Here is a 1,329-nt window from a genome sequence, read left to right as displayed (position 1 = left end):
TAAATTGAACTGCTGAAAGATATAGCCAATGTGATCGGCGCGAAATTTGTCTCTTTGACTTGCACTTAAACAAACAAGGTCAGTATTCAGTACGGATAGAGAGCCTGATGTTAACGTGTTGATGCCAGTTAGTAGGGCAAGCAGCGTAGATTTACCGCAGCCACTGGGACCTTTGATAAATACGTGCTCACCTTGGGCAATATGTAACTGTGGAATATGAATGGTTGCGTGTCTTGAACCGGGCCAGACAAACTGAGCTTGTTTGAGCTCAACCACGTTTGATGCTGAATCAGTCATAGTAAATCACCAAAGCGAATTAAAAAAACACAGCGTGTAAGTGGGTACTTACACGCTATTTTGGTTATTTGATTGCGATTTGAGTGTTGCTTTTGGTTAAGCTAGTGGCTGATTGAGTCGTATCTGTGAATAGGTTTACATTTACCGATTCAGTACTTGGGAATTGGTTAAACCAATCAGTTTGAATACGGCTAAGTTCGCCGACTTGGGCACAATGAAAGCGATATTGCACGGTAAATTCACCGTGGTCGCTGTGCTCTGAATGGTCGTGACCTTCATGACCGTCGTGATCGTGATGGGCGTGTTCATCATGATCATGGCCTTCATGATCATGGTGCTCATGTTCTTCATGTTGCCCCCCAAGCGAGTGTTCAACATGAACTTCTTCAATTTCGCATTGTGCTTGTGGGTTAATCGCAAACAGTGCGTTGCTATCTTCTAGCGTTGCGACTGCGTGTTGCAGTGTTTTCTCTTGCTCTGCATTTTCTGGTGCGTGTTCAAAGCCGACCACATCAGCACCAGGAGCTGTGATTTCGAGCAGCAAGTCACTGCCGTCTTGGGCAATATTAAATTCAACATGACCATGAACGTGCGCACTGTGTTGGCGGTATTCTTCTGCTGTTGCGACTGTCGATAGAGACAAACCGATAACGATCGCTAAAACCTGTTTAGATGGCATTTTACTTTCCTAATTTTGCTGATAAATCCGAGATCTGGTTGATTTCAGATTAGTACTCATTTGACGTTCTGTTATTGAAACGCGTCTATACACGTTGGAAATAACGTAATTGGGTTGTGTTTGAGTGTTTACGCAAAATAAGGCGGTGCACGCGCAGCGCTGAATACTTCTTCTACATGATGCGAGCGCTCTGAGACATCATCATAATGGGCCCGTGTGTATGACGGCACAGGGATTGCCGGTTGTGCTTTAGCGAGACCATGTTGCGCGCCAGCAAAGAGTTGGCAGTGATGATGGGTATGATGCTCTGGTGTGAGGTCGACTTGATGAAAGATCGAAGCAAAATTCCAGAT

The 1,329-nt window shown here is 44.9% G+C and carries 3 protein-coding genes; all 3 read right to left on the bottom strand.

Going from position 1 to position 1,329, the window contains the following annotated elements:
- The coding region (locus tag R7O12_RS25135; protein ID WP_318126779.1) for an ATP-binding cassette domain-containing protein at positions 1-297 on the bottom strand (297 nt) is incomplete at its 3' end.
- A 64-nt stretch (positions 298-361) separates the two neighbouring features.
- Positions 362-976, bottom strand: coding sequence for a zinc uptake protein ZrgA (gene zrgA / locus R7O12_RS25130; protein WP_089204127.1), 615 nt, complete (start codon positions 974-976; stop codon positions 362-364).
- A gap of 128 nt (positions 977-1,104) precedes the next feature.
- Positions 1,105-1,329 (bottom strand): DUF2607 family protein (locus R7O12_RS25125; RefSeq protein ID WP_318126776.1); only part of this gene is annotated, 225 nt, incomplete at its 5' end.

The sequence above is a fragment of the Vibrio sp. Vb1574 genome, from assembly GCF_033338675.1.
The sequence above is the reverse complement of the archived record's forward strand: the minus strand, read 5'-3'. Positions and strand labels throughout refer to the sequence as shown.